This is a genomic window from Chryseobacterium indologenes, assembly GCF_002025665.1.
GTDB lineage: Bacteria > Bacteroidota > Bacteroidia > Flavobacteriales > Weeksellaceae > Chryseobacterium > Chryseobacterium metallicongregator.
Genome location: NZ_CP018786.1, coordinates 3,858,068 through 3,879,426, shown reverse-complemented (window position 1 = coordinate 3,879,426; position 21,359 = coordinate 3,858,068). Strand labels below are relative to the sequence as shown.

Genomic DNA, 21,359 nt, shown 5'->3' with positions numbered 1-21,359 from the left:
TCAGTCAATTTAAAAACAAGAACTATGCACAACAATCAATTTGGAAGTTATACACCATCTGTATCCAAAGAGGAAGTACTGGATATTACCATTGGGATTTTTTTTGACGGAACCCTGAATAATAAAACCAATACAGACGAAAGAAAAAAAGGAACAGATGCCCATAAAAAACATGGCGGAAAAGCTGAAGACAACACCAGCTATAACAATGACTGGAGTAACGTAGCCCGCATGTGGGACAACTATGATAAAAACTTCGGCATTTATATAGAAGGTATCGGTACACAGGATAAGGAAGGCGATGCTACGTTGGGATATGCTTTCGGAACAGGAGAAACCGGAATCAGATCGAAAGTGAGAAAAGGCTGTGAAGAAATTGTAAAAAAGGTGAAAACCATTAAAGCTGAAAAGAAAGCCGATAAAATTGCTGTGCTTACTTTTGATGTATTCGGATTTAGCCGTGGAGCTGCAGCTGCCCGTAATTTTGTATACGAAATCGGAAAAGCAAAATATAGAGCCACTTCCCGAACCGTTGCCAATGAAGCGGTGTCGGTGACAACGTATTCCGATGATGATGGAAAAAGTGTTGCTTCAGAAGAGCTTCCAAAATGGGGCCACCTTGGTCTTAAACTTGAAGAAGCGGGATTAAAAATAGATGTGTTGAAAGTAAGATTCCTCGGAATTTACGATACCGTTTCATCTTATTCAAAATACCTGTCACCTGTACCCAATTTCAGCAATGACGTAGAAGAATTAAGCCTTAATGATATTGGAAAAGCCCAGACTGTAGTTCACTTCATCGCAGAAAATGAACACAGAGAAAACTTTGACCTGACAAGAGTACATATCGGAACTGAAAAAACATTCCCGGGCGTACACTGTGACGTTGGAGGAGCATATGAAAACGGTGAAGAGACCTGGGAAGAAGTAGAAACTTCATGGACTACCAGCAGAAAACTGGAAGAATTGAAAATACAACTTGTAGCTGATGGCTGGTACAAAGAAAAACAACTCACCATTACCCCAGGATTTTATTTATCCTTAAAAGGAGTCCGCAAGTTGGTGAAAACATATAGCTACATTCCTCTGCATTTCATGGCAGAATATGGCGTTCAGAAAGACTTACCCCTCAAGGATAAAAAAATGATTAATGAAACATACTCTATTTCATCAGATCAGTTGCTGATAAGGGTAAAAGACCGTTTGAGATCCTATGTAATGGCAGATGGCAAACCTTATACCTTTAAAAGATATAAAGAATTACAGGATGCTTATGGAGGAGCAAAAATCCCGGAAAACCAATATGCTGCTTATCAGAAAGAAATGCACGAGCAGGACGATTTGAGGATTCTGAGAAATCAATATCTCCACTGGTCCGCACGAAGAGAAGGAATCGGTATGGATCCGAGGTCAGACAGAAGGAGAGTTATCCATTAAAATTTTAATAAAACAAATCATATTATAAAGAAAGCAATTGAAGCAGGAACATTTTATGCAGAAATATAACATACATACCGTTCAGAAAGATGAAACCTTAAAAAGTATAGCCTCACTGTACGGGATGGATAAAGATGCATTAAAACACTTCCATAATAACCATTGTGCTGTTAAGGATATGATTCTGATCAACCTTAACGGGCAGAAAGAACTTTTTGTTCCGAGAACTGCGGTTGCAGATAAAAATATTTTGGTAAAATTCGGAAGAGGAAACAGCCTTACCCTTCAGCCGGAAAATTCAGTGCGAAGATATAGCGTAGTTATTACCATTGAAAAAGGAGAAACTAAAAACGAACTAAAATATGAAACATCTGTTCGCTGGTTAAAAACAGATAAAGGAATTCTTTTTTTTGAAATAGACAGAACATCCAATCTTTATCTTAATGAAGAAGAAGTGAATGAAATTGCAGATCTTCTGGCGTACAGAACTTCTAAGGTTTTATACCCTTTACAGATCAGTACAGATGAACACGGGAAATTTGAAGCCGTAGAAAATGCTGACGTATTTCTTAAAAGATGGACGGTTGTAAAAGATGAATTATACAAAGAATTTGAAGGCGAAACCGTAGACGAATACTGTGGAAAGATTGAAAAAGTAATCAGCCAGCCTGAAGCAATCAGTCTTTACCTTAAAAATGATTACTTCATCCGTGCCTTATTCTTTGGAATATACCAAAGCTTCGGAAAGGAATTTAAAACAGAGATGACAACAACTTTTCCTGTAGTGGACAATGCAATTGAACCCAGATATAAATTTACACTGGAAACAGATCCGCTGAAAGAAGAAACAGGTCTGATTACCATAGAAGGATCAGGAAAATTATATGAAGAAAGAAATATTGATGATTTTATAAGAAGATCACCTTTTTCATTGATTATAGAAGACAACCCTGTGATGAATGAAGAAGGAACTTTCAGACTCATAAGTTATCTGAAAGGAGAAACTTCACTTCCGGAATCTCTTTACCTGGAATGCAGTATCATGCTGCAGGAAGAAAAAAAGATTTCAGTATCAGTTTCAGGAATTGATGAAAACTAAATTACCATTTCACTAAAGATAAAATTAATATGGCAGAAAAACATATTGTAGTACAGGGCGCCATGTGCAAATGCCAGTTCGGACAGCTTCCGGACAAGCTGAAAGTACTTACACACCAAAAAGAATATGCCAATGATAAAAGTGCTTCTAAAAAACTGATCGTTACCACGAAAGAAATAGGAGCTGCCACATTTGAAAAAAATACATTCGGGAACTGTACCAAAATGGGAGTGCCACCACCTCCATGCAAAATTATGGTTACAGAATGGCAGAAGTTTTATGATAAAGTACAGCTCAGCAATGGCGGATATATCATTGTAGAAGACAGCAAAGCCGTATGTGCTATTGCCGGAACTCCATGTATTGAGATTATAGACCATGGACAGAGAGCTGAAGCCAGCCAGCAGAACTTTAAAAATGCCGACAAAGACGTTCAGCAGCAGATCAATCCGTTGGTAGATTCTGAGGAAATGTATAACGAACAGCCTTCAGGAGGAGGGCAGGATGGTGCAATCTAAATGATAAGAAAATGGCAAAAGGCGTAAAAAAAATAAAAATTGTAAGCGGATTGTATTATCCCAAAATGTCTGTATTAGGACAGAGGGTTACTATAAAGCCAGATCAGTGGGTACAGTTCGGCGTTGATGATTGGTTGCCGGGCACTACAGAGGCAGACAAAAAGAAACCGCTGACCTGGATGAGGCAGAACAGCAGCAAAAAAATTATCATCAATCAGATAACCTCTGCTACAGGATATAAATTTTTAATTGGCAAGCAGTTCTGTGGAAGCTATCAGTTTTATATTGAAGCCAGTCTTTCAGGAGTAAGAGATACTAAAAGTAATACAGGAATATTTGTAAAAGGCTGGTGTGACCCCAAAATTGTAAGCAGCAAGTGGTCTACGCAAAAAAACAGCAAAAGTATCAAAAACAACAAAAAGTCTGAATACATTTCCTACGGACACATTGTTCATCTGAACCTTATGACAGAAGGACTGAATGGAAATACAGTCAGTATCGAACTTTGGAATCAGCAGACAGCAAAAGCAGATAAACTGGTCCATACCTATAATAATGTACAGGTAATAGATGGTGAAGTAAATCTGAAAATGGAAAATACCTTTGCCTGGATGGCCTATGTAGATAATATCCAGAATGTAGAGGAATTCTATGTTAAAGTAAAAGATGTTGCTTCGAAACAATACATCAAAGATAAACTGGGTGATGATCTTCATGCGATCTATCTGAATGTGAAAAATAAAGTGGTCACTACTAATACAAACGGTGCTCAGAACCAGACACCCACCAAAGTCTATAAGCCGGATGTAAACTCTGTCAGACTAGAACCCTGTAAATTTGAAGTCATCAAAATCACTGAAAATGAAACAAAGGACGGCCAGGCCAGCAATACAACCGTTAAAGTCTTTGACAACGGAAACGGTGTCAAACTGCTAAAGTCCGCTGCCCTGCAGGAACATATTCAGAGAACAATCTATTATAAATTTGATTCCACAGTCATTGATAAAGACGGGGTTGCCATACTGAATAATGTACTCAAATTCCTCTTGGAACATAAAGATGCCACCATGAATCTGAGTGGCTATGCCTGTGTAATCGGAAAACAGAATTACAATAAGGGACTTTCCCAAAAAAGAGCAGATGTTGTCAAAAAATTCTTTGCTGACGGTGGATTAGATCCAAGGAGAATTATCTCTGTAGGAAAAGGAGAAGTAGATCCTACCGATGATAAAATGGGAAAAGATAACATTAGATACAAAAATGAGAAAGACTATGAAAATAACCGTAGAGTAGACATCTCATTTGTATTCAATGCTCATGATGCCCAGACTATTAACTATGAAGTAACAGCGCCTAGTGTATCTACAAAGAAAAATCTGGTGATTGATATTACAGGTTTTCAAACCAATGAATGTTTCAGAGACAGCAAAGGAAAACATAAAAAACAAACCCTGCTTGTAGACGTAGGACAGGCGATAGATAAAGGAGATACAGTAAAGACATTTACCACTCCTTCATTTACGTATGGTGTATACTCAAACCTTTCCAGAGTTCATGCATTTCCAATAGAATACATCTGGCCTTCAGCAACCAATCCGAATCAGTTTCATTTACATGTTCATAGCTGCAGATATTTTAGTAATGAAAAAAGAACTACAGTACTGATTAAAGCTTATCCGGATATTAAATGGGAACTTGCTCTTGAGTTTTTGGTGAATGTTTCCAATTATAAAGCTGCCAATATGCCCCCTGGGTCCGTTTATGCAAAACATCAGGAAAAATCCAGACAGGCAGGATACAACAGGATGAGAATGAATGAAACCGGAAAAGTTCCGATTTCAATAGGAGTAGGTTTATCGGCTGAATGGGATGCCGGGAGAGAAAAGAGAAGCTTTACCAATGAATTTGCAGATAAAATCAAACTGGTAGCCAGAATGATTGCCACCGCTGTAAATATTGTACAGAATGCAATCAATTATGCGCAAAGTGCAGCGAAAGAAACTGCAATACCAGTTGGTTTCAATGTCAGATATCCAAAATTTACCGTCGTAGGGAAATGGTATCTGGAAAGAGTAAACGAAAGAAATACGCTCAGCGTAATCGGGGAAGTAGGTTTTGGTTTTAAACCTCTGATCGGAGCTGAAGTTGTTATTGATATATTAGGAGCTGCTATTGCTGCAGCCTCTTATGGAGCTACTGGAAACCCTGCTGCTGCAAGAATCATTAATAAATTCCGTGGAGGATTAGAAAAGCTGGGAGCTTCGGTAACCTTTACAGCAACATTTTATGGAGAACTTGAAATCATGGTAGATGCTCTGAAAATTGACAGTATCAACGGGATCAATATGCAGGGGAAGACCACCATTGGAGGTAAAATGGGTGCTACCATTGAGCTTAGTGTCAGCGTTGAGATTGGAAGAGTAAAAGGAACTAAATCAAAACCTATTATGACATTTAAAGCCGCTGCAAAAGCAGATTCCTACTTTGGAGGAGATATTGTACTGGATTCTGATACTAAAGGATTATTCATACAGCCTATCCTGAAATTCTCAGGAGTAGTACTTTCAGTAGAAATAGAAGGAGAAGTAGGCTGGTGGAAAAGCAATTTTAAAGTAGAAGAAAAAGCAATAAAAGAAGAAACCTTCTATTTGGAAAAAAAATATTTAACTTAAATTGACCTATGCATAATTTAAAAAAGCCCTTATATTCCGTATATCCGAGAATGTACTGTTCAGGAACCATTTATGTGAATGATGTTCCTGTGATAGACTGGTACGGAGATGAGACAAAAGAAGGAGGATTCGGAGGTGATACCATGATTAATCAGGCATTGCTTCAGAGTGGGAAATATAAAGTAACCGGGAAAATGTATCCTCGTTTAGGAAAAAATATATTGGATGAAGAGGATATGATGTCTATTGATTTTTTCTGTGCTGAGCTTGACAACTGGAAAGCTTCCCGATCTGCTTTTCACCCTAAACTTGAATCACCATGGGATGGTCTGAGTGGCAATATCAAATATCCTCATTTTGAAATCACAGGTGAAATAGAAGTTGAACTTCCTTTTGTATTAGACGGATGGCAGAATTCAGTAGACTTGAAAGACATCAAAAAAGAAGATCTTTTCAGTGATGTTTTAAAATATTATAAAAAGATCAGGACTGTATTGCAAAGCCACGATGTCGGAAAGTACCTTGACATGTCACAGGACAAAATGAAATTGCAGGAACAGGCCTTATACTATACGGAAGAAAGAAAAAAAAGATTTCTGGAGAGTGCCGGACAATTATTTTCTCAGAACCTTGAAGTAGAAGAACTTCATGAATCAGATCTCCAGCTTGAAGTAATGGGATACGGAAAATTAGTAAGGTTGATGAGAAAAGACGGCTCACAACCATTACAATTCAAAAGTCCCGATATTGAAAAACAAAGCAATATAGAACTAGAAGTGAAGCTTCATATGAGAACAAAAGAAAAAGGGTTCAGTATTATTTAATCAGTAAAGATGACTTTTTTAGGATATTTTACGGCAATAATTGTCATATTCTCTCTGTATAAAGGATATAAAATCTTTTTGAAATTTGCGGCGAACAGAAATAGTTCAGAAAAAAAGGGAGGTCTTCTGGAAAAAGGATTCCTTCTTTTAATCATTTCAATCATTATGATTTCTGTGAATGCAATGGCGTTTGTCCTGTCATATACCTTTTTCTGGGAAAAAGCATATAGAAGTTTTGATGAGCCACAGTATGAAGCAATCGTAGTGGGATATAAAAAAGAAATTACGAAGTTTAAAAATTTTTCAAACTCTACTTACAGAGATAAAGTCATTTTTTTTCCAAAAGTAGAATACACAGATAATGATGGGAAGAAAGTGATAAAAACGCTGGATATTACAAGTGATAATCCACCCGTTATGGGACAGAAACTAAAGATAACAGATAAAGCAGGTGAAGAAAGTACAAATGCTCTTCAACTGGATTGGTTGATGTTTGCTGCAGGCTGTTTTTTTACAGGTTTTGCTGCATTTTTTGCCGCCTTAATTTCTACCTACACTACATCATATCCTATGAAAAAAAGAATAAACTGGTCTGTCCGGTTGGCACTATTACTGCTTTTCATTAATATTTCCTGTATAGTATTCATATATTTGAAATCATAATTTTTTTAAAAGAGAGTTTATCAAAAAGATAACGAGTTGTAATAATCATCAAAATATAAAGTAGTATGAAAAAAGCAAGAGTGTTGGTATTGATTTTTGTAGTATTGATCAATATCTGTTGTGGAAATAAATCATTTGACCTGTCATCAGTTTCCTTAGGGGAGGATGCAAAGAAGTATGATTTTGAAAACAAAGACTTATTTCTGAAAGATGCCGCAAAAGCCGATATCATTCAATATTATGCTGATGAAAATAAAGGAATAACCTATGGAAATATACCATTAGATAATACCATGGGAACAAGGATTACCGTATACAAAGGAAAAGTAGGAGCACTAGACACCAATGCTGCCGAAAAATATTCTTTGGAATTTGTAGAAAAAATAGTAAAAAAGAATGGAAATCCCACCGCTTCTATTACAGATAAAGCAACGGTAGATGCCAAACTGGTAAAACCGATTTTTGAAAAACTTAAAAAACTTTCTCCGGAAAAAGTGTCATGGAATCAAAATGAAAAAAATTCCTTTACATATCCTACTTCTTTCTTCTGGGATGACGGGAAAAATTATTCCATATTAAGTATCTCTATTGAAGATGATGGAAAAATAAGAAATAAATACATTTCTGTGACGAAAGATGCCTACCGTAATAATGCAGTTTTTGGATTGAAATATCCTACACCTCCTGCTTCTCCATGGTACAAGTATATGAACTAAAAATCTTTTCCATAGAAGAAGAAATGAGAAGTCATTGACAGAAAAAATACAGGGAGAAATATTCAAATATTTCTCCCTGGTTTTAGAATAAAATAGATGGAAATAAAAAAGGGTAAATCATACATTGCATATAGTATTGTAGGTATACAGAAGACGAAGGTATCATTGCAGAAGGAAAATTTAACGAAATTGTGCTTGATGTCATCAAAAGTCTCGAAGAACTTTTCGGATTCAGTGCCGATATTCCGTTAATAAGAAATTAGATAATATGAAAAAGATCGTTTTAATAATTTTGTATTTTATCATGTGTGTATCATGCCAGTCACAACAAAAGACAGACCTGGAAAAAGTAGATTTTGCTAAAGGGTATAAAGAAGTTTTGAAAGATACCAAGTATCAGACAGAGGCAAGGGAAATTGTAACCACACTCCCTATTGCGTATACCAAAGATGTAGCCGGATACAAATTCGGGAATATCTCCTTTCCGGAACATAAAGAAAATAACGTAAAAAGCTCTACAGTAGGATTATTAATAAACAATCCTGCGGAAAAACTTACAAAAGGAATAAAAATAGAATGGGAAGATACCGCTGCAGGGAACGATCTTTTGGCTTATATGAAATCACAATACAAAAATCCTAAGGTTCTTGCCGGAGTTCCTGCAAAGAATAATGAAGGTGAAATATTGGGAAATGCAGCCTATCTATGGGATCTGAAAGATAAAACCATGGTATTGGTACAATATTATGAATACACCAATAATAAACCCAATATTTCCTCTGTTCTCTATATTGTAGACAATCAGGTGAAGACTGCAGACGGACAGGAAACTGCTGCTGCACATCTTATAAAAACTTATACTCCATAGCAGACTCTTATATGTTTGTATGTGCAGAAAATAAAGTCGCTTTTTTAAAAAAGGCAAACGGAGAATCTGCTTTATATCTGGAAAACCCGGAATCAGAACAAGAACTGATGCTTGATATTTCATTTTATATTCCGGAAGGAAAGGAAGAATTTGAAATAATATAAGCGTTTTATACTCATGCAAAGAAATAGGAATTTGAAGTTAAAAATGAATAAAAAACGTTTTCCGGATACTTGAATCATTTTTTTTCTGTTCTATTATTGATAACTGCATGCTAACACTAACATTATGAAAAGATTGAAATATATAGTAATACCAATGGTCTGTTTGGCAATTGCTTCATGCGGCCATCAGAAAAATAAAGATACTGAGTCTTTAGTTGAAACACAAGGAAGTACTCAGACAGAGCCCTTCAATCTTGCTAAAATTGCTGTAGGACAAAATATCAATGAAATTTTAAAATCTGCCGGAGCAACGGCAAAGGATGCTGTACGTACCACTGATGTTACTCTGATCGGAAATGAAAAGCTGGCTTTTTCATCAAAAGAGTTATTACATTTCAATGGGATAGATTTAGAAGGAAAGAATAATAAAAATATCAACAAAGTCCTTCTGCATTTTGGAAAGGTAGATCAGGAAATTGGACCGCTTGCCAATGAAAAAGAAGATGAATTAGGAATGTATCAGCTGGATATCTATACAGAACAGGAAAAAACAGCACTCCTGGATAATCTGAATAAAACCCTTCAGAAACCTAGCTTTGATACCATCCGCGAAGGTTTTGAATCTGAAGTTAAAGACAATGAGATCATTCAGACTCATAATAAATTCAGACAGGAAGTGGCCATCTGGAGAAACAGAGATATGCTCTATTACTATTGCGAAACCAAAATAGATAATAAACCGGACGAATACCGTTGTAATCTTTTCGTATTCAAAAATAAAGAATGGAAAGACCTTCTGAAAGGGTCGGGATATCCGGACCTGGATAAAATCTCCTTGAACTAAAAGAATATAGCTAAGAAATTAAACCATTTGTTTAGTCAGATTAGCTTGCTGATTCCTCTTTGTCCTCTAAAATAAAACACTAGAAAAATAAAAGATCTGCTCAATCAGCAAAATCTGCGAAAGTTTAAAAAAAATAAATGCCGGTCCAAAAAGAACCGGCATTTTTATATCAAATCAGTATTTGAATTATTTTACAAGGAACTGCATCGTCACCTGATCCAGCTTCAAAATATAAACTCCCTGACCAAGATTTCTTGTTTTAATAGAGTTTCCATTTCTAAAAGGCTGATCAATCGTCTGAAGAGTTTTCCCCTGAAGGTTATAAATCTCCGCTTTTTTTACCTTCTGAAGATCTCCTTTTACAAAAATCTCCTGGTTGGTAACAGGATTCGGAGAAATTTTAAAACTGTTAGAAGTTGTTTCAGCAGCTGTATTCTGAGCCATTCTTGCACTAGATCCGGAATAACATGTCCATGCAAGATCATCAATAGCTACTCTGTTACTTGCAGAATTATTAACCAGACTTACCACTACATTTCCTGAAATGTTGATATTATTGATGGTTGTAGTTACAGCTGAAGTACTGTAAGGAATAGTTCCTACGGTATTTCCGTTTACTTTTACATCAAAAGTACCATTAGTTCCTGAGAATTTAAGCTGTGTAGTTACCGTTAAAGAGCCAATACCGTTTGCAGAGCTTCCGGAAGTTAAAGAACCGTTTCTTACCGTAATTGATTTATTGTTAATAGTTTGGTCTGTTCTTGCATCCGTTGCTGTCCAGGAAATACCTCCGTTGCTCCATGTTCTGGTTGTGTACGTAGAGCTGGCTGCAGGGATTGTTTCAAAATTTTCATTGGCACAGTTGGTACCCGGAGTAGTACCTCCTGAATTAGTAGTACCGGAAACTGTTGAGCTGTTTGATGAAGAATTTCCAGCCGCATCTTTCGCTACCACATAAAAGCTGTAAGTTGTGGAAGGAGTAAGTCCTGAAATTGTTGTAGAAGTTGAACTCGTAGTCGTTTGCAGACTTCCGTTCATGTAAACATTATAAGCTGTTACTCCCACATTATCGGTAGAAGCATTCCATGCCAGAGAAATGCTGCTTGAAGTTGTTCCTGAGACATTCAGACCTGTTGCTGCAGTAGGTGCCTGAGTGTCACCTGATGGTTGCTGAGAACCCCAGATAAGGTTTACATAATTGGGATTATCAATAAAAGGATTTCTGTTCCCCTGGAAAGTATATGAAGCATTATTTCTTTTGATCTCAGCCTGAGAAACAGGATCCTGATTATGCCATGCCAGTAGAACATTAAGTTCCCATGTCTGTAATCCCGGGAAAGTAGAACTTCCTAACATATTTCCAGATGAAAACGTTGAAAGCTTGCTTTGGTAACGGGTTACAAAATAGAAAATCATACGTGCCACATCTCCTTTAAACTCATCAATCGGCTCAAATACCGTTCCTGAATATCCTGAAGAAGCAGAAGTTCCAAGCTTGGAGCCATTCAGTGAAGTAAAAGTAGTACTTCCTACCTTTCCGAAAGGATAATTACTTCTCATCCCATTTACCTTTCCGTCTGTAGCTCTGATAAAGTGAATATCCGCAACCATTGGTGAAGCCTGATTGAAAAGACTTTGTGGAACAATATGTTCCCTGTTATAACAATTTCCCTCAGAAGAATAGGTACCACATTGGTCAGATCCCGGAGTATAATTATAAGGATCAGCACCTGAAGGTTTTTCAGAATAAATGTCAAGGATAGTCCCGTCATTTTCGTAGTCCTTATCGATATCAGTAGTTTTATATGCTGTCCAAAGCCCACTATAACCTCTATCCAGATGTCCGTTAGAGATAATGCTGCTTAATTCAGTTTTCAGTGCTGCACCACTCAGTCCGTTGGCAGAATTGTAGTACCCTGCAGGAGCCTGAGCGTGGGCAAGTCCCGCAAATACAGAAAATAAAATGATTTTTTTCATAATTAATATTTAGTATAAAGTTTCAGCAAGAATACCACAATTTTTGTGAATAAAAAATTACAAAATTGTTAATTTTAAATGCACTGTATGCGATACATAATGAGTGATGAATGATAAATATCTGTATCTGTATTCAATTCAATAGAGCCAGGCTTTAGCCCGGTTTAGAATAAAACGTTTTTCATTTGGCTTTAGCCAAAACTTAAATAGTAGAAGTGGTTGTCTCAAAAGTCAAGTAATCTGACTTTGTCATTCTGACGTAGGAAGAATCTTATTGATAATCAAATAAAGGAGATTTTTCATTTCATTCGGAATGGCTCTTTTTAGTCAGCCTCATCTGTGCAAATCTGTGTTATCTGCGTGAAAAAACACAAAGCATAAAAAAGCCGATACAAAACGTACCGGCTTATATAATGGATGACTTAAATCTTATTTTCTTTGTGGCGGATAGTTTTTCATTATCTCAGCCATAATCTCTGGAATCTGTCTCTGTTTCGCTTTTGGAGAATCTACAGAAATTCCGCTTCCGATACCCTGCCAAACCAATTTGTTGCTTCTTGCATCAATAAGGTCAACAATCAGAGCGCCTTCATTATAGTTCGTTGTCCATGTTCTGTTCATGCCAACACCCCATCCGAATGGTCCGCCCCATCCCCACATTCCGTAAGGAGAAGAGGAATTGATATCAGTGATTTTTTTATGATTTGCTTTTACGTTGATAATCAGATCAGGGTTTTCTCCGGACTGAAGTCCTTTGCTCTGAAGCTGTCTCGACAGTTCATTCAGCACTCTGTCTTTATCAATATCATTCAGTTTCAGATCATCAATTCTTATTTTATATGTTTTATAAGAATTGAAATTGGCGGTTTCAGCATAATCTGAACGTACCTGAAAAGGGCTACAAGAAGTTAAGCCTAAAGTAGCAGATGCCAACAAAATAAAAATATATTTTTTCATTTTATTTATTTTTTTTATCACTTTTAATGAATGTATCAGTTTTTTTATCGTACCCGTAAGGACAGTGTCTGCAGCCGCTTTTACAGCAATATCCTCTTTTCAGATGGAATTTTTCTGTAAAAACCTTGTACCCCTGTTCATTATAGTAGAAGTCTTCACCTTCTTTGATGTCATAATGGGCCATAAGTTAAATGCTAGTCAAAAAACTTTTTATATTTGTTACTATGATAATTGTATGCCAAAAGCCTTTAAAAAAATTAAAAATTAATGGCATTGCTCTTTTTCCCTTTATCTTCATTAGGAAACCCGAAGATAAGGAAAATAATGTATTGATCAATCACGAAAAAATCCATTTGCGGCAACAATTGGAAATGCTGATTATTTTCTTCTATATTTTCTACGTTATTGAATACTATTATTGGTTTTTCAAACTGAAAGACGGCTATCTGGCTTATAGAAGAATCTCCTTTGAAAGAGAAGCTTACGCCAACGAAAACAGCATGAATTATCTCAAAGAAAGAAAATTCTGGAACTTCAGGAAATACCTTTGAAATTATGAATTATGAATTATAAATTATGAATGATGCGTGTTTTCGGGATTCGAGGTTTGGGTTTGGGAATCTGGGTCTGGGATTTCGGTTAACGATCACAATATTCAATAGGAGCGGGCTATAATCCAGAGCATAACCAGAAAGGTTACGAACGTTAGTTCAAGAAGGAAGCCCGGTTTATAAAAAAACAACTTTCATCTGGCTTTAGCCTAAACCTAAAAATTAAAAAAAACATCTGTGAAAATCTGCGTTATCTGTGGAAAAAGAAAACCCTCACAACAATAAATCTTTTCCTAATTTTGCAAAGAATAAACCCTGAGTCGTAAAACTGAAATGTTATTAAAACTTCCCACAGAACCTGTTTCCATCCAGGAAATTCCAATTCATAAAAATGTAAAGCTTTTCATTAAAAGGGAAGATCAGATTCATCCGTTAATTTCAGGGAATAAATACTGGAAACTCTTTCACAATGTTAATCATTATCTGGAAAGAAATCCTGATAATCCTTATATCATCACTTTTGGAGGCGCTTTTTCCAATCATATTGCTGCGGTTTCTGCAGTAGGTAATATGGCAGATATTCCAACGCTGGGAATCATCAGAGGAGAAGAGCTTGCGAATAAATGGCGAGATAACCCCACATTACTCTTTGCCAAAAGAAATGGGATGAACCTGAAATTTGTCACCCGTGAAGAATACCGCCACAAAGAAAAACTCACGGAATTCCTTCAGCAGGAGTTCCCGGAGGCATTGATTGTTCCTGAAGGTGGAACCAATGAAGATGCAGTGGAAGGGGTGAAAATGATGCTCAACGAACAAACAAAAGATTTTGACTATCTTTGCACCGCAGTTGGAACCGGAGGTACCATTGCAGGAATTTCAAAATTTTGTGAAGAAAATCAGAAAGTTATAGGATTTAAAGCCGTTGACGATGCTTCACTGGAAAATAAAATTTTTGAATTAACTTTGAGACAGAATTTTAATCTAATAGATTCATGTTTTGGAGGTTATGGTAAAATAAGTGATGGAAACGTCCGTTTTATCAATGATTTCAAGGAGAGATACGGTATTCCTTTGGAACCGATTTATACAGGGAAAATGATGGAGAAGGTTTTTGAATTGATAGAAGAAGATTATTTTCCTGAAAACAGTAAGATTTTGTGCTTTCATACTGGTGGATTACAGGGAATTGAAGGTGCCAACCTACTGTTAGAAAAAAAGAATAGAAATTTAATTATATAAGTAAAATTGAAAAACATGAAAAGACTTTTTCTATCCATAAGCCTTTTAGTTTTATCAAAATTTTCAGCCCAAAATTGGGCAACCGAAGATCAGTATATTCAAAAGTTTGCTAAATATGCCGTAGAAGAAATGGAAAAATATAAAATTCCGGCTTCTATTACACTTGCTCAGGGATTATTGGAGACCGGGGGCGGGCAAAGCAGATTGGCACAGGAAGGTAAAAACCACTTCGGTATAAAATGTAAAGAAGACTGGACCGGTAGAACAATGAAACATACCGATGATGCACCTAATGAATGCTTCCGTGTGTACGACGATCCAAGACAGTCTTATGAAGACCATTCTATATTTTTATCCACAAGAAAATATTACGCCAACCTTTTCAAACTGGATATGAAAGATTACAGAGCGTGGGCAACCGGTTTAAAAAAGGCGGGTTATGCTACCAATCCACGTTATGCTTCCATTCTTATCACCAAAATTGAAAAGTATAAGCTATACGAATACGACAATACCAATTCTAATGAAGTATTGTATGCTGTTCTTAAAATGTATCCGGATCTGAAAGACGACAGAACTTTCATGGCACAGCTGGAGCCTTCAAAAGCCATCAGAAAAGTCAAAGATCCTGTTACAGTAGAAGTTCCTTATAAACAGACTTCTTACGCACAACAGCAAAAAAGAGTAGAGAGAATAAAAACAAAAGCTGAAATTCTGAATTCTATTCTTATCAAAAGTCACCCAAATGACGGGCTGAAATATATTATTATTCCTGAAGATACTGACGTGAAATTCATTGCCAACAAATTCAAAGTAAGCGAAAGCAGACTGATGAAGTGGAATGAACTGGAAAATGAGTCTTTAAAGAAAAATGATATCGTTTTCCTTGAATCAAAAAATTCTACAGGAAATACAGCAACCTACAAAGCGGTGTATGGAGAAGATATGCATGATATTGCACAAAAATTCGGAATCAAGTTAAATAAATTATATGCTAAAAACAGAATGGATGAAGGACAACAGCCATCTGCAGGACAGCTGATTTATTTAATAGACAAAAAACCACGAAACTAATTTAATTTTTTGTTGAGAGTCTACCGTTGACAGCTAAATGCCAACCAGCAACTGTCAACAGCAACTAAGTATATATGAAATATCAAAGAAGTTCGGCTTTATTTGATGAAGCCTACAAATACATTCCGGGAGGAGTAAACTCTCCGGTAAGAGCATTCAAATCCGTAGGAGGAGTGCCCGTTTTTATGAAATCGGCAAAAGGAGCTTACCTTACCGATGCAGATGACAATACTTACATCGATTATATCAACTCATGGGGGCCAGCCATTTTAGGACATACACATCCTGAAGTATTGGAAGAACTGAAAATACAGGCAGAGAAAGGATTCTCTTTCGGAGCACCTACAGAACTGGAAACAGAAATTGCAAAATTCATCATTGAAAATGTCCCGAATATTGACCAGATCAGAATGGTTTCTTCAGGAACAGAAGCATGTATGAGTGCAATCAGACTGGCAAGAGGATACACAGGAAGAGATAAGATAGTAAAATTTGAAGGCTGTTATCATGGGCATTCAGATTCATTCCTGATCAAAGCAGGAAGTGGTGCTGCTACATTCGGAAACCCAAACTCTCCGGGAGTAACAGCGGGTACGGCTAAGGATACTTTGTTAGCACGTTATAATGATTTCGAACAGGTTGAGGATTTATTCCGTCACAATCAGGGAGAAATTGCAGCGGTGATTATAGAACCGGTTGCAGGAAATATGGGCTGTGTGTTGCCAGAAAATGATTTCTTACAAAACCTGAGAAAAATCTGTGATGAAAACGGAGCTTTATTAATCTTTGATGAGGTAATGACCGGTTTCAGATTAGCTTTCGGTGGAGCGCAGGAACTTTTCAATGTAAAAGCAGACCTGGTGACTTACGGAAAAGTAATCGGAGGAGGGCTTCCGGTAGGAGCTTTCGCTGGTAGAAATGAAATTATGGATCACCTTGCACCGAAAGGCGGTGTTTATCAGGCGGGAACATTAAGTGGAAATCCTTTAGCAATGAGAGCGGGATTAAAGACCCTTCAACTTATTAAAAATGATTCTGAATTTTTCAACAGGTTGGAGAAAACAACGGAAACATTGGATTTTGAAATCGGAAAAATTCTTAATGAAAAAGGAATCGCTCACAGAATTAACAGAAAAGGTTCTATGATGTCGGTATTCTTCCATATCAGTAGTGTTTCCAACTTTGATGAAGCGCAGGAAGCTAACCATTCATTGTTCAATAATTTCTTCCATCAAATGTTGCAGAATGGAGTATATCTTCCGCCAAGTGGTTATGAAACTTACTTCATCAGTGATGCGATTAAGGATAAAGAAATTGATATGACACTGGAAGCAGTAAGAAAATTTGAATATTCAAATAAATAAAAATAAATGAAGCCGGATTTTTAAATCCGGTTTTTTTATGCAAAAGAAATTTGATTTGAAGAGTTTAGATTGAAAAAATTTCAACGCAGTCTCTGTCCTCCGTAGAAATCTCGACAGTGTAGAAGCGGTATAATCTGTATTCCTACGGAATGACAGGCGTTATGGATATTTTCTTTATTTGTAGTATAGAAAAGATAATTTTAATTTAAGAAAGTGATAAAGTATTCTCCCAAATAATTACCACAAAGCATAAATCATACAGATTTTGTAATAAACCATACACTTCGTTCAGAGTACTTCTTTCTAATTTTGTCTCAAATAGATTGGAAATGAAGACCTCAGACAATAATATCTCCCGTAAAGATTTTATCCGAAACTCAGCGTTGGCTGTAGCGGGACTCACTTTAATACCCAATATCATGACTGCATCACCTTTCGATGAGAAAAATCTTTCAGTAAAAGGAAAGATGAGCCTGAAAAATGTTCGTCTGGAAACTAGTTTTGAATACCAGGATGGGGAAGTGTCTTCTACCAAAACGGATCTGTTTTATGTTGAAGTTGAAAACGGAAAAATTATAAAGATTTCACCCAATCAACCGAATGCTAGAGCGGTAGATGCAAAAGGTCTGTTGATGCTTCCTGCATTTAAAGATATGCACATTCACCTTGATAAAACCTTCTATGGAGATCAATGGCAGGCCGTGAGAAAAAGAACCGGAGGAGTAAAAGGAATGATAAAACTGGAGCAAAAAATGCTTCCTGAGATGCTGAAGAATTCAACTTTCAAAGCCGAAAAACTGATTGAGTTATTACAGTCTAAGGGAACTTCCTATGCAAGAAGTCATGTGAATATTGAACCAACTTCCAAACTTCAGTCATTAAAAAATCTGCAGAAAGCGTTAGAAAATAAAAAGAAAGGCTTTGGAGCTGAGCTGGTAGCCTTTCCGCAACATGGTGTTTTCTATACGGATTCCGTACCCTATCTGAAAGAAGCAGCAAAGATGGATATTGATTTTATCGGTGGAGTAGATCCGTTCAACATCGATGGAGATATCGAAAAAGTGGTAGATTTTACGGTTCAGCTTGCTTTAGACAATAAAAAAGGAATAGATATTCACTTACACGAAACCGGAGATTCCGGATTGAAAACGGTAGAATATCTGATTAAAAAAGTGAATGAAAACCCTACTTTGAAAGGGAAAACCTATTTAAGCCACTGTTTTGTTCTTGGAAAATTAGAAGCGGCGAAACAGGAAGAAATTGCTGAAAAATTGGGCGATGCACAGATCGGAATTGTCTCTACAATCCCTTTTGGAAGGCTGATTATGCCTATTCCAACGCTTTACAAACATAACGTAACTGTCCTTACCGGGAATGACAGCATTGTAGACCACTGGAATACTTTCGGGACAGGAAGTGTGCTTCAGAAAGCCAATTTAATGGCACAACTATATGGATATTCAACAGAGTTTTTATTGTCAAGAAGTTTAAAACTGGCAACAGGAAATATTCTTCCGTTAGATGATAAAGGTGCTCAGCAATGGCCGAAATCCGGAGATAAAGCAGACTTTGTATTGATTAATGCAAGCTGTTCTGCAGAAGCAGTATCGAGAATTTCAGACGTGGAGTCTTTAGTTCACGATGGAAACGTTGTTTTTTAATTTAAAATAAAAAGGATTAAATAAATTAATATATAATCTAGTTGTGTTTTTTCGACCACAAAGGGTATGAAAGCTTTATGGAGAAAGCCTGCGAATCTGTTAAGATTTTCAGAGAGAGTCATTGAATGAAGATGGAAAACTGATGATAGAGTGATGCAGATAAAGCTTTTGTTTCTTTTGTGGTTGTTTTAGTTTTTTCTCTCATAAATTTTAGTAATTTTAGGAGAAAATCAGGCAGAGTGGCTTACCATACAGATCATTTTCCTATTTTGGGAATTCAGGAATTTAGTGATAATCAGCTGAAAGGCTGTAATCTGCTGTTCAATGAACTTTCCGGAGCGCGCTCCATTGATGATCCTCACAAACATGATTTTTTTATCATTAATCTTTTTGAGCAGGGAGTAGGCTCACATACCATAGACTTTACAGAATATCAGGTTAAAGACCATCAGATTCATCTTGTTTTTCCCGAACAGGTACACCAATGGGTGATTGAAAAGGAAACCATCGGATATCAGCTGATGATAAGCAGAGATTGGTTTGAAAGTTTTTTGCCCTCGTTAAGATTTTCTGCATCGTATTACCAGAATCATCCCGTGATCAATCTTTCCAAAGAAGTTTTTGAAACTTTTTTATATGAATTTCAGGCCATTCAGAAAGAACTGAGCGGAGAAAAAGTATTTTGGGAATTGATCCAAAAAAGAAGTGAATTGATTGGTTTGCTGGTGAGTCAATCTGTGGAAGGTGCTTTCAAAGATTTTGAAATCTACAACTCAAATCCTATTATTTCAAAATTCCTGCATCTTATTGATGAGCATTTCAAAACAGAAAGATCCGTTTCCTTTTATGCCGATAAATTGAATATTTCTGCCAATTATCTGAATATTGTCTGCAAGAAAAACCTCAATGCTTCAGCTTCATCCCTTATTCAGGACCGTATTTTACTGGAAGCAAAAAGGCTGTTGAAAGTTTCCGAAATGTCTGTGAAAGACATTGTATATGATCTCGGGTTTTATGATCATGCCAGCTTTTCCAAATTCTTTAAAGCCCAAACGGGAATGACACCTTCCCAGTTTAAAGAATAATCTATACAAAACAAGACATGATTGATACACCGGTTTTACCCTAAAGCCGGCTTAATTTTGTATTGTTAAATTTTAAATCATGCAATTTCCCTATCAATTAACTGCAAAAGGAAACTATTCCCTTAAAAATGTCCGCCTGGAAACAGGCTTTGAATACGAAAATGAAGAGGTTGTCGGAACAAAAACAGACCTTTTCAGTATTGAAATTGAAGACGGAGAAATAAAAGCTGTAAAAGCCAATGATCCAGCTTCCAAAGCGATAGATGTTAAAGGATATCTGATGCTTCCAGCTTTCAGAGATATGCACATCCATTTGGATAAAACATTATACGGACTTCCATGGCAGGCACTTTCTCCGAAAAGAAGAACCGTGAAAGATATGATTGCTTATGAACAGGAAATCATTCCTGAATTGCTGAAGACTTCTGTAAGCAGAGCAGAACAGTTGATCAGCCTGCAGCAGCATTACGGAACTCATTTTGCGAGAACCCATTTTAATATTGATCCTACATCTGGTTTAAAGTCTCTGGAACATCTTGAACAGGCTCTTGAGAATAAAAAAGATTCCTTCAAAGCGGAACTCGTGGCTTTCCCTCAGCATGGAGTGTATTATACGGAATCTGCTCCTCTGATGAAAGAAGCAGCCCAGCTGAAAAGCGTAGGATTTATTGGTGGATTGGATCCTTTGAGTATTGACGGAAGTATAGAGAAAATAATGGACTTTACGGTTCAGCTGGCTTTGGATCATAATAAAGGAATTGATATTCACCTGCATGAAGTAGGAGAGTCTGGAATGAAAACGATCAATTATCTGATTGATAAAGCGATTGAAAATCCGGTGCTGCAGGGAAAAACGTTTGTAAGCCATGCATTTGCTTTAGCCCATCTTTCTCCTAAAGAAACAGAGCAGATTGCAGAAAGACTGGCTGCTGGAAAAGTAGGAATTGCTTCTTCTGTACCTTTTAAAGGAAAAATAATGCCTATTCCAACGCTGAAAAAATATGGGGTTAATGTATTGATTGGAAATGATAATGTGCAGGATTACTGGAGTACCTTCGGATCCGGAAATATGCTGCAGAAAGCGAATCTTATTGCAGAGCTATATGGTTATGCTACGGAATATGCCTTATCAAGAGCTTTGCAGTTTGCTACTCAAAGTACTCTTCCTCTGGATGAAAAAGGAAATCAGCAATGGCCTAAGGCTGGTGATGAAGCAGCAGTTGTTTTAACGGATGCTTCATGTTCTGCAGAAGCTGTTTCCAGAATGTCTGAAATAAAAGCCTTGATGAATAACGGCAATTTATTTTGGAGAAATTAATGTGAAGTATATATATTTTTATACACTTGTTTTTTGTAATTGCCATCGGGAGTTTTCCTGGTGGCTTTTTTTTAATTATGAGTTATGAGTTATGAGTTATGAGTTATGAGTTTCGGGATCCGGGTTTCGGGGTTCTTCTTTATCAATAGGAACGGGCTTTAGCCCGTTTACACTTAATACATTCGTACGGCTTTAGTCGAAACCTACCAATAAAACCCCATGATCAATTTAAAAAATAACTGTTCATATTCCCTTTTTATGTTTTAGAATGTGAACATCTATTCATATTCAAAATCCCTAATATTTGTAATATCCCACAATAACG

General features: G+C 36.6%; 20 protein-coding genes. 17 read left to right on the top strand and 3 right to left on the bottom strand.

The genetic code is table 11. The features are described 5' to 3' along the window. Window positions 1–24 precede the first annotated feature (24 nt). The 10 genes from BUE84_RS17495 to BUE84_RS17455 all read left to right on the top strand — a co-directional run bounded on the left by BUE84_RS17495 (window position 25) and on the right by BUE84_RS17455 (window position 9,805). A complete protein-coding gene (locus BUE84_RS17495; protein ID WP_079242803.1) occupies window positions 25–1,437 on the top strand; it encodes a T6SS phospholipase effector Tle1-like catalytic domain-containing protein in 1,413 nt (470 codons plus the stop codon). A 55-nt stretch (window positions 1,438–1,492) separates the two neighbouring features. Then, window positions 1,493–2,536, top strand: coding sequence for a hypothetical protein (locus tag BUE84_RS17490; RefSeq protein ID WP_079242802.1), 1,044 nt, complete (start codon window positions 1,493–1,495; stop codon window positions 2,534–2,536). A 29-nt stretch (window positions 2,537–2,565) separates the two neighbouring features. Next, on the top strand, window positions 2,566–3,054 hold the full coding sequence (locus tag BUE84_RS17485; RefSeq protein WP_079242801.1) for a DUF4280 domain-containing protein: 489 nt from the start codon (window positions 2,566–2,568) through the stop codon (window positions 3,052–3,054). 11 nt (window positions 3,055–3,065) lie between these two features. Continuing rightward, complete coding sequence (locus BUE84_RS17480; protein WP_079242800.1) at window positions 3,066–5,726, top strand: OmpA family protein; 2,661 nt, start codon at window positions 3,066–3,068, stop codon at window positions 5,724–5,726. Between the two features lie 8 nt (window positions 5,727–5,734). Beyond that, window positions 5,735–6,550, top strand: a complete 816-nt coding sequence (locus BUE84_RS17475) for a hypothetical protein (RefSeq protein ID WP_238594284.1) — start codon at window positions 5,735–5,737, stop codon at window positions 6,548–6,550. Between the two features lie 9 nt (window positions 6,551–6,559). Next, window positions 6,560–7,213 carry a hypothetical protein gene (locus BUE84_RS17470; RefSeq protein ID WP_079242799.1) on the top strand — a complete coding sequence of 218 codons (654 nt, stop codon included), beginning with the start codon at window positions 6,560–6,562 and terminating at the stop codon, window positions 7,211–7,213. 65 nt (window positions 7,214–7,278) lie between these two features. Beyond that, window positions 7,279–7,929, top strand: coding sequence for a hypothetical protein (locus BUE84_RS17465; protein WP_079242798.1), 651 nt, complete (start codon window positions 7,279–7,281; stop codon window positions 7,927–7,929). A 268-nt stretch (window positions 7,930–8,197) separates the two neighbouring features. Further along, complete coding sequence (locus BUE84_RS17460; RefSeq protein ID WP_145953288.1) at window positions 8,198–8,797, top strand: hypothetical protein; 600 nt, start codon at window positions 8,198–8,200, stop codon at window positions 8,795–8,797. Window positions 8,798–8,808: 11 nt separating this feature from the next. Beyond that, a complete protein-coding gene (locus tag BUE84_RS24470) occupies window positions 8,809–8,961 on the top strand; it encodes a hypothetical protein (protein WP_158521379.1) in 153 nt (50 codons plus the stop codon). A gap of 124 nt (window positions 8,962–9,085) precedes the next feature. Then, on the top strand, window positions 9,086–9,805 hold the full coding sequence (locus BUE84_RS17455) for a hypothetical protein (RefSeq protein WP_145953287.1): 720 nt from the start codon (window positions 9,086–9,088) through the stop codon (window positions 9,803–9,805). A 186-nt stretch (window positions 9,806–9,991) separates the two neighbouring features. Here BUE84_RS17455 and BUE84_RS17450 read toward each other — a convergent pair whose 3' ends face one another. The 3 genes from BUE84_RS17450 to BUE84_RS17440 form a co-directional block, all read right to left on the bottom strand. Beyond that, entirely contained in the window at window positions 9,992–11,782 is a 1,791-nt protein-coding gene (locus BUE84_RS17450) for an endonuclease (protein ID WP_079242795.1), read from the bottom strand. 429 nt (window positions 11,783–12,211) lie between these two features. After that, on the bottom strand, window positions 12,212–12,739 hold the full coding sequence (locus BUE84_RS17445) for a DUF4136 domain-containing protein (protein ID WP_034695094.1): 528 nt from the start codon (window positions 12,737–12,739) through the stop codon (window positions 12,212–12,214). A gap of 1 nt (window position 12,740) precedes the next feature. Further along, window positions 12,741–12,923: a DUF5522 domain-containing protein gene (locus BUE84_RS17440; protein WP_047434227.1), complete on the bottom strand. Its 183-nt coding sequence runs from the start codon at window positions 12,921–12,923 to the stop codon at window positions 12,741–12,743. Between the two features lie 40 nt (window positions 12,924–12,963). Between BUE84_RS17440 and BUE84_RS17435 the strand changes: the two genes are divergently transcribed. From BUE84_RS17435 to BUE84_RS17405, 7 genes are all read left to right on the top strand, one after another. Beyond that, the gene (locus BUE84_RS17435; RefSeq protein WP_079242794.1) at window positions 12,964–13,290 is read left to right on the top strand and encodes a hypothetical protein; all 327 of its coding nucleotides are present in this window, start codon (window positions 12,964–12,966) and stop codon (window positions 13,288–13,290) included. Between the two features lie 333 nt (window positions 13,291–13,623). Further along, entirely contained in the window at window positions 13,624–14,532 is a 909-nt protein-coding gene (locus tag BUE84_RS17430; protein ID WP_079242793.1) for a 1-aminocyclopropane-1-carboxylate deaminase/D-cysteine desulfhydrase, read from the top strand. Between the two features lie 15 nt (window positions 14,533–14,547). After that, window positions 14,548–15,606 (top strand): glucosaminidase domain-containing protein, encoded by a 1,059-nt coding sequence (locus BUE84_RS17425; RefSeq protein ID WP_079242792.1) that lies wholly within the window; start codon window positions 14,548–14,550, stop codon window positions 15,604–15,606. A 74-nt stretch (window positions 15,607–15,680) separates the two neighbouring features. After that, entirely contained in the window at window positions 15,681–16,970 is a 1,290-nt protein-coding gene (hemL, locus tag BUE84_RS17420) for a glutamate-1-semialdehyde 2,1-aminomutase (RefSeq protein WP_079242791.1), read from the top strand. A gap of 329 nt (window positions 16,971–17,299) precedes the next feature. Further along, window positions 17,300–18,631 carry an amidohydrolase gene (locus BUE84_RS17415; protein WP_079242790.1) on the top strand — a complete coding sequence of 444 codons (1,332 nt, stop codon included), beginning with the start codon at window positions 17,300–17,302 and terminating at the stop codon, window positions 18,629–18,631. Window positions 18,632–18,870: 239 nt separating this feature from the next. Further along, window positions 18,871–19,716 (top strand): helix-turn-helix domain-containing protein, encoded by an 846-nt coding sequence (locus BUE84_RS17410; RefSeq protein WP_079242789.1) that lies wholly within the window; start codon window positions 18,871–18,873, stop codon window positions 19,714–19,716. 79 nt (window positions 19,717–19,795) lie between these two features. Then, window positions 19,796–21,034 carry an amidohydrolase gene (locus BUE84_RS17405; protein WP_079242788.1) on the top strand — a complete coding sequence of 413 codons (1,239 nt, stop codon included), beginning with the start codon at window positions 19,796–19,798 and terminating at the stop codon, window positions 21,032–21,034. Window positions 21,035–21,359: the final 325 nt, after the last annotated feature.

Excerpts from the sequence above, each read along its gene's own strand:
- BUE84_RS17425 (WP_079242792.1), top strand. The coding sequence starts at position 14,548 with ATGAAAAGACTTTTTCTATCCATAAGCCTTTTAGTTTTATCAAAATTT.
- BUE84_RS17455 (WP_145953287.1), top strand. The coding sequence starts at position 9,086 with ATGAAAAGATTGAAATATATAGTAATACCAATGGTCTGTTTGGCAATT.
- BUE84_RS17475 (WP_238594284.1), top strand. The coding sequence starts at position 5,735 with ATGCATAATTTAAAAAAGCCCTTATATTCCGTATATCCGAGAATGTAC.
- BUE84_RS17470 (WP_079242799.1), top strand. The coding sequence starts at position 6,560 with ATGACTTTTTTAGGATATTTTACGGCAATAATTGTCATATTCTCTCTG.
- BUE84_RS17430 (WP_079242793.1), top strand. The coding sequence starts at position 13,624 with ATGTTATTAAAACTTCCCACAGAACCTGTTTCCATCCAGGAAATTCCA.
- BUE84_RS17450 (WP_079242795.1), bottom strand. The coding sequence starts at position 11,782 with ATGAAAAAAATCATTTTATTTTCTGTATTTGCGGGACTTGCCCACGCT.
- BUE84_RS24470 (WP_158521379.1), top strand. The coding sequence starts at position 8,809 with ATGTTTGTATGTGCAGAAAATAAAGTCGCTTTTTTAAAAAAGGCAAAC.
- BUE84_RS17415 (WP_079242790.1), top strand. The coding sequence starts at position 17,300 with ATGAAGACCTCAGACAATAATATCTCCCGTAAAGATTTTATCCGAAAC.
- BUE84_RS17480 (WP_079242800.1), top strand. The coding sequence starts at position 3,066 with ATGGCAAAAGGCGTAAAAAAAATAAAAATTGTAAGCGGATTGTATTAT.
- BUE84_RS17485 (WP_079242801.1), top strand. The coding sequence starts at position 2,566 with ATGGCAGAAAAACATATTGTAGTACAGGGCGCCATGTGCAAATGCCAG.
- BUE84_RS17435 (WP_079242794.1), top strand. The coding sequence starts at position 12,964 with ATGATAATTGTATGCCAAAAGCCTTTAAAAAAATTAAAAATTAATGGC.
- BUE84_RS17490 (WP_079242802.1), top strand. The coding sequence starts at position 1,493 with ATGCAGAAATATAACATACATACCGTTCAGAAAGATGAAACCTTAAAA.
- BUE84_RS17495 (WP_079242803.1), top strand. The coding sequence starts at position 25 with ATGCACAACAATCAATTTGGAAGTTATACACCATCTGTATCCAAAGAG.
- hemL (WP_079242791.1), top strand. The coding sequence starts at position 15,681 with ATGAAATATCAAAGAAGTTCGGCTTTATTTGATGAAGCCTACAAATAC.
- BUE84_RS17460 (WP_145953288.1), top strand. The coding sequence starts at position 8,198 with ATGAAAAAGATCGTTTTAATAATTTTGTATTTTATCATGTGTGTATCA.
- BUE84_RS17440 (WP_047434227.1), bottom strand. The coding sequence starts at position 12,923 with ATGGCCCATTATGACATCAAAGAAGGTGAAGACTTCTACTATAATGAA.
- BUE84_RS17465 (WP_079242798.1), top strand. The coding sequence starts at position 7,279 with ATGAAAAAAGCAAGAGTGTTGGTATTGATTTTTGTAGTATTGATCAAT.
- BUE84_RS17405 (WP_079242788.1), top strand. The coding sequence starts at position 19,796 with ATGCAATTTCCCTATCAATTAACTGCAAAAGGAAACTATTCCCTTAAA.
- BUE84_RS17445 (WP_034695094.1), bottom strand. The coding sequence starts at position 12,739 with ATGAAAAAATATATTTTTATTTTGTTGGCATCTGCTACTTTAGGCTTA.